The following is a 5,949-nucleotide window of genomic DNA, read 5'->3' as shown; positions in this document are numbered from 1 at the left end:
AAGAACGCGGTCGTCACCCACGGCGCCACGCTCGGCATCGACGTGAAGATCGTCGAACGCAACCCCGCGGACAAGGGGTTCGTCCCCCAGCCCAAGCGGTGGGTCGTCGAGCAGACCTATGGCATCCTCGCCCTGCACCGCCGCCTGGTCCGCGACTACGAGCACCGCCCCGCCAGCTCCGAATCGCGGGTGTACTGGGCGATGAGCGACGTGATGGCCCGCCGGCTGACCAGCGCCTCCAGCCCCTCCTGGCGCGGCGCATGACCGGCCACGAGACGAGCAGACCGCTGCTGGACAAGATCGACGCACGCGAGACCGCCCTGACCTGCGAGGCCGAACAGACACGCACCCGGATCGACGAACTCACCGCGCGACTGCGCGAGCTCGACGAGGCGATCGATCATCTACAGATCACCCGCAAGACCCTCATCTCGCTCACCGGCGAAGACGACACCGAGCCGACCGCACCGCCTCCCGCGCTTCCCGACCACCCCGCCTACCAGCAGATTCTGACCGTCTTCGCCGACGTCGACCGGCCTTTGCGCGCTCGCGATCTGTGCCAGGCCCTGGGCCTGCCCATCGTGTCGAAGAACACCGAGAACATCCGCTCCAAGCTCAAACGCCTGGTCAGCCGCGGCATCCTCATCGAGACCGAGCCCGGCTTGTTCACTCAGCCGCGCCCATAGCCCAGCAGCCGGCCCCCTGACCAGCCCGCCTCTTCCAACCCCAACGACAAAAGAGACATTAACTCTCGAATCGTCCTCTCAAGGACCTGCCCTGGCGCGACATTCCGCTCGACGATCGTACCGACAGCGCCGCGCACGGCCGACGCGAGATCCGTCGGCTCAAGATCTGCACGGTCCGGCCGGGCCTGTCGTTCCCGCACGCCTGCCAGGCGATTCAGGTCAAACGCCGCCGCACCAACCGCAAGACGGGCAAGACCACCATCGTCACGATTTACGCCATCACCAGCCTGAACCCCTACCAGGCCACACCGGCGCAGATCGCCGCGCTCATTCGCGGCCACTGGTCGGTGGAGGCCCTGCACCACATCCGCGACGCCACCTACCGAGAGGACCACTCCAAGATCCGGACCGGGACTACGCCACGGGCTATGGCGACCTTCCGCAATATCGCGATTGGCCTGGCCCATCTGATCGGCTGGGACAACATCGCAGCGGCCATCGACCACTACCGAGCCCATCCCGACCATGGCCTTCAGCTACTCGGTCTCACCGATTGAGAACGCATCGGCCCTGGTTCAAGGGGCCGCTGGCCGTGGCCGCTCTGTACCTGAAGAACAACCGCCGCATCGCCGCGCTGATCACGGTCATCTGCCTGGCCCTGCTCATCTTCTGCCTGGTCGAACGCCAGGTACGGCGCGCTTTGGCCGCACGAGGCGCCACCAAGGTCGAGGGCCTGTACGCCGGCCGGTCCGCGATCCCCACCGGCCGGCTCATCTTCGACGCCCTGGCCGGTATCCGGATCATCTCGGGTACCGGCCAGTCACCACCGATCATTCCTCAGCCCACCGATCTCCAGATCCATCTGCTCGACCTCCTCGACGTGGATCCCAGAGACCTCCGCTGAAGATCGACCATGTGCGGAAAACGAGGCTAGAGCTGGTCGCGCCGATATTGAAACGTGTAGCAAGGATGCTCGTCGCCGAGCCATTCGGAATTGAGCATTATCCCGGTCATCTTTTTTATGAGCACGAACGCAGCAAATCGGCAATCACTATCATTAGCGGTGGCCATGCCAAGGGGGAGATCGTCAAGGTAGCGGTCGAGTGCTCGGGGATCTTCTCCCGTCCAGTGCTCGCGAGCGCCTAATGCGAGTTCGAACTTCGCGAGAATCCGGCCGTTTGCGCCGTAGGTGAGTGAACTGACTCCGTTAACGTCCCACCAGATATTCACCGCCGACAAGCTCGTGGAGGAGAGTGACCTTAAGATGTGCCGGTCTGCTCCGCGCCGGGTGTCGCGCTCGAGTGCGAGAGTCCAGTCGCCGAAGCGATCGACGAGCAGTTGTCCTTCCTCGGTCTCTTGCCATGAAGCATCCAGTTGGGAGGGCAGATCGGCACCCAGCTTGCACGCTACTTCTTCGATGTCGGGATCATTCACCCAAGTGCCACAGAACCTGGGCAATAGCCCATGCGGTTCCAGTACGTTCTCCTCGAATTGAATTGCGTCCATCGCTGAGCCTTCTGATCTTCTGATTAGCTGTTCATGGTATGGGACGGGTGTCCGCAGGTTGAACCTTGCGGACACCCGCCTTCGCTGCCCGACCCTACTGGATCTTCACCCAGAACGGGTCCTGTTCCAGCAGCCTGTAGCGTTCGTAGAAGGCCCATAGGTGATTGCTGGCGGAGCCTGAATTCTGTTCGGCGGGCAGTAGCATCAGCGAGTAGTTGCCGTCGGCGTACCGTGCTCGCTGTTTAGTGGAGTTGAATGGGTACTCGTCACACTCGAAGGAGTCGTCTCCGACCTTCCCATCGCGAATCCTGAGCGCCTGGCAGGGAGTATTGATGAACGATCTGTCATTGATCCTAAACGCTTCCCTTGTTAGCTCCTTACCCTGGTCGGACCTCCTGGGCGCGTCGGCGTTTCCGGGTACCCACTTTCCGGGCTTAAGCGGCCAGGTGGTGCCAGGATATTTGAAGGCCGTCCAGATGTGTTGGGCGATACCCGACTCCACGTTGCCCTGAGCTCGATTTGCGATGTATATAGGCCGGTAGGAGATGAACCTGCACCCGCCCAGGTACTTCGTGATCGACGGCGAAGTGTCGCAGGCGGTGACGATTCCGGGCTGCTCCCGCAGCGGTTCGTTTCGATCGTAATAGGGGTAAGCCGGCACCGTGTCGTCGTGTTCAAAGAAAACGCCGAGTTCCGCGTTTGGTGCGTTGACTCTGAGATGCGGCTTGAGGGTGCAGCTGGTCGCCTTGTCAATGTTTGTAATCGGGAGCGAGGACGGATCGGAGTAGAAGCGGAAGTAGGCAGTATTATTAGCCCTCCAATCGGCGAGGCTGCCCTTGACTAGCTGCCGCGACCCTTCAACGAGCTGACAGGTGGACGCAGCGTGGCCTGATTCTGGTGCCGTCTGCGCGTTGAGTTGCAGGGTGATGTCCTTGAGTATGTTCTCGCGGCTCCAGTTAAGGGCCACAATCATGTTGATGCGTATCCACATGTCGATGTCGCGCGGGCGCCGGTACATGTTATCAAGTGACACGTGTCCACCACGGTCTCCTACATGCGTTTGCGCGACCGTCGTCATCTGGAAGTTCAGCGTGCCGTCGTTCAGTAAGGGGACATTCGGCGCGTAGCTGTCGATGTAGAGACTGTAGGCAGTAAATCTGCTATAGCAAATGTCGTAGGGGCCCGGTTCACCCCATATACCGCCTCCATCCTTCTTGATTGCGTTGATTTCGCACCAATCCAGCGTGCGTCGTCTGAATGGCGTCGTGCCGGTGGTCGGGTCATCGGCTGTTGGAGAGACGATTTGGTTTGCAGTCGGCACGGCGCTCTTTGTCGCCAGGCGGAGCTTCTTCTGCTTTGCAGACTCATCGATGATGAGCTCTCGCCATTGGGTCCAGTTGCTGCGGGCCCCGTCACTGATCGCTTGAGCGCGCCAACGAATCTTCCATCCGTCGATCAAGTACCCGGATGGGACACTGATCGCGGCTTTCGCCCCTGAGCTGGTCGCTGAAGTGGTAGTTCCGGACCAGACCAGACCGGTGCCTTGCTCAGACGCGCTGGGGTCGTGCTCTACTTCGATGCTCAACCTCATTGGACGCCCCTGGGGGTCCGTCAATGTCGCGTTGAACCAGGGCGTCAGGGTGGACGTGGTAGAGACACCACTTTCCTTCGACGGAGTCACCTGCAGCGATGACACCGTCGGCACGCCCTGCTCGACAGTCCGTGTTGGCGACTCGTCACCCGATTCGATGATGCCGACTTTGAATTGCTGCCATTCCGACCACGCGCCGGATTCGTTGGCGGCTGTCGCTCTCGCGCGCCAAAGCATCTGCTCGCCCTGCTTCAGCTTGCCGGGCGGGATCTGCAGCGTATGCGTATGACTGGCGACGTCGGCCTGACTGGTCGTGCCCGACCAGATCAACTCTTTGGTTGTCCGTGATTTAGTGGCCGACGGCTTGGCGGGTTGACGGGCCACCTCTACCTCCACCGCCGTCTGACGGTCCTGTGGGTCGTCCACCCAGACCGTGAGCTGCGGGGTGGTGCCGGAAGCCTCGTCACCGGGGGTTGCCACCAGTTTCGTGGTGCTCGGTGCACTGTCGACGGACGCCTTACTCAGTCCGGCTTGCATCAGGGCTGGGGCGGCGCCGATCGGGGTGTTCATGTCAGACTGGATCTCGGCCCGGGTTTGGGAGCGGTTGTAGACGCGCACCTCGTCGATCAGGCCGCGGAAGTGCTCGCCCCAGATGGCGTTGCCGCCGATGCGCAGCGCACCCTCGTCAAGGTCGATGCGGCTTCTGACGGCGGTTCTGCCGACTTCATTTCCATTGACGTATAACAGCGCGGTGCTGCCGTCATAGGTGAACGCGAGATGACTCCAAGTATCGATCGGTAGAGGTCTATCGCCTGGCAAGAAGGTGTCTAGGCTAGGGTCCTCCATCGCGAGTTCTCCGGACGGAGTGTCACCATCGGACGCGTACAGGGCGTAGGACAGGTAATCGTCGTTGACGAGATCCTTCATCACCACTGTGCGCCACTCGGCGACGTCGGATGGTTTGACCCAGGCCGACAGCGTCATGCCTTTAGACAAGCGTAGCGAGGGCGCATCATTGACGGTGACCCAGCTGGAGGTGCCGTTGAAGGACAGTGCCTTGCCGTGCTTGCCGTCGGTGACCCAGGTGGTGTCGCGGGCGGTACCCGTGTTGTTCTGCCCGGAGGCGTCCGCCACCACCGTGCCGGCGCCCTCCTCCATGCCATATGCCGCAACCAGCCCCGGAACAGGGTTCGGCGACGGAGTCGGTGTTGGCGTGGGTGTTGGTGTGGGGGTCGGAGTCGGGGATGCGGTACCACTGACCGGGGTGTTCATGTCGGTCTGAATCTCGGCTTGGGTCTGGGCACGGTTGTAGACGCGCACCTCGTCGATCAGACCCTTGAAATACTCGCCCCATAGGTCGTTGCCGCCGATTCGCAGCACACCTTCATCATTTGCGATCGTGCCGTTAGTGGCGGCCTGGCCGACTTGGCTGCCATTGACGTACATCCGCATGGTAGTGCCGTCATAGCTGAGTGCCAGATGGCTCCAGGTGTTGATAGGCAGGGCCGTGTTGCCCCAGGCAGCGGCATCCTGATCCGGGTTCTCCATCCCAAGGAATCCTCCGGGAGTGCTGTCATCGGATGACGCGTACAGAGAGTAGGACAGGTAATCGTCGCTGACGAGATCCTTCATCACCACTGTGCGCCAGTCGACGACGGTGGATGGTTTGACCCAGGCCGACAGCGTCATGCCTTTAGACAAGCGTAGCGAGGGCGCATCATTGACGGTGACCCAGCTGGAGGTGCCGTTGAAGGACAGTGCCTTGCCGTGCTTGCCGTCGGTGACCCAGGTGGTGTCGCGGGCGGTACCCGTGTTGTTCTGCCCGGAGATGTCCGCCACCACCGTGCCGGCGCCCTCCTCCATGCCATATGCCGCAACCAGCCCCGGTATCGGAGTTGGTCCGTTCGTGCCGGTGGTGAACGACCAGTTATACGGTTCGGTCATGACGTTGCCAGCGGTGTCCTTAGCCCCAGTCACCTCTGCGGTGTAGGTGGTGGTCTCGGCCAACGGCTGCTCCGGATCGAAGACCAGCACGGTGCCGGCGGCATCGGGAGACGACCGGCCGGAGAGGACCGTGCCTCGCGAGTCCTTGACGGCGATTTGAGCCTCCGTCACCGGTTCGCTGAAGGTCACCACGACCGAGGAATCCGCCGGAACGTCGGTGGC

Annotated in this window: 6 protein-coding genes and 1 pseudogene; 4 read left to right on the top strand and 3 right to left on the bottom strand. The window is 61.9% G+C overall.

Translation table 11 applies throughout. From position 1 onward, the window contains the following. Both ACFHYQ_RS22165 and ACFHYQ_RS22160 read left to right on the top strand, forming a co-directional pair. Positions 1-264, top strand: a pseudogene (locus ACFHYQ_RS22165) (IS5/IS1182 family transposase); the annotation flags it as partial. Next, positions 261-686, top strand: a complete 426-nt coding sequence (locus ACFHYQ_RS22160; protein WP_394303052.1) for a hypothetical protein — start codon at positions 261-263, stop codon at positions 684-686. The pseudogene ACFHYQ_RS22165 and the gene ACFHYQ_RS22160, both read left to right, overlap by 4 nt. Here the strand turns inward: ACFHYQ_RS22160 and ACFHYQ_RS22155 are convergent. Beyond that, positions 671-1,027: a hypothetical protein gene (locus tag ACFHYQ_RS22155; RefSeq protein WP_394303051.1), complete on the bottom strand. Its 357-nt coding sequence runs from the start codon at positions 1,025-1,027 to the stop codon at positions 671-673. The two genes, ACFHYQ_RS22160 and ACFHYQ_RS22155, sit on opposite strands and share 16 nt — an antisense overlap. On the opposite strand from ACFHYQ_RS22155, the gene ACFHYQ_RS22150 reads away from it, so the two are divergent. Together ACFHYQ_RS22150 and ACFHYQ_RS22145 are read left to right on the top strand one after the other, a co-directional pair. Then, on the top strand, positions 947-1,243 hold the full coding sequence (locus ACFHYQ_RS22150; RefSeq protein WP_394303053.1) for a hypothetical protein: 297 nt from the start codon (positions 947-949) through the stop codon (positions 1,241-1,243). The genes ACFHYQ_RS22155 and ACFHYQ_RS22150 overlap by 81 nt on opposite strands. Then, positions 1,240-1,590, top strand: coding sequence for a hypothetical protein (locus tag ACFHYQ_RS22145; RefSeq protein ID WP_394303050.1), 351 nt, complete (start codon positions 1,240-1,242; stop codon positions 1,588-1,590). Before ACFHYQ_RS22150 ends, ACFHYQ_RS22145 begins: the two co-directional genes overlap by 4 nt. 26 nt (positions 1,591-1,616) lie before the next feature. Here the strand turns inward: ACFHYQ_RS22145 and ACFHYQ_RS22140 are convergent, their stop codons facing one another. Continuing rightward, positions 1,617-2,192 carry a DUF6461 domain-containing protein gene (locus tag ACFHYQ_RS22140; protein ID WP_394303049.1) on the bottom strand — a complete coding sequence of 192 codons (576 nt, stop codon included), beginning with the start codon at positions 2,190-2,192 and terminating at the stop codon, positions 1,617-1,619. A 94-nt stretch (positions 2,193-2,286) separates the two neighbouring features. Continuing rightward, positions 2,287-5,949: LamG-like jellyroll fold domain-containing protein (locus ACFHYQ_RS22135; protein WP_394303048.1), on the bottom strand; the 3,663-nt coding region annotated here is incomplete at its 5' end.

This window comes from Sphaerimonospora cavernae, from assembly GCF_042435035.1.
Lineage (GTDB): Bacteria > Actinomycetota > Actinomycetes > Streptosporangiales > Streptosporangiaceae > Sphaerimonospora > Sphaerimonospora cavernae.
This window is presented reverse-complemented; position numbering and strand designations above follow the sequence as displayed.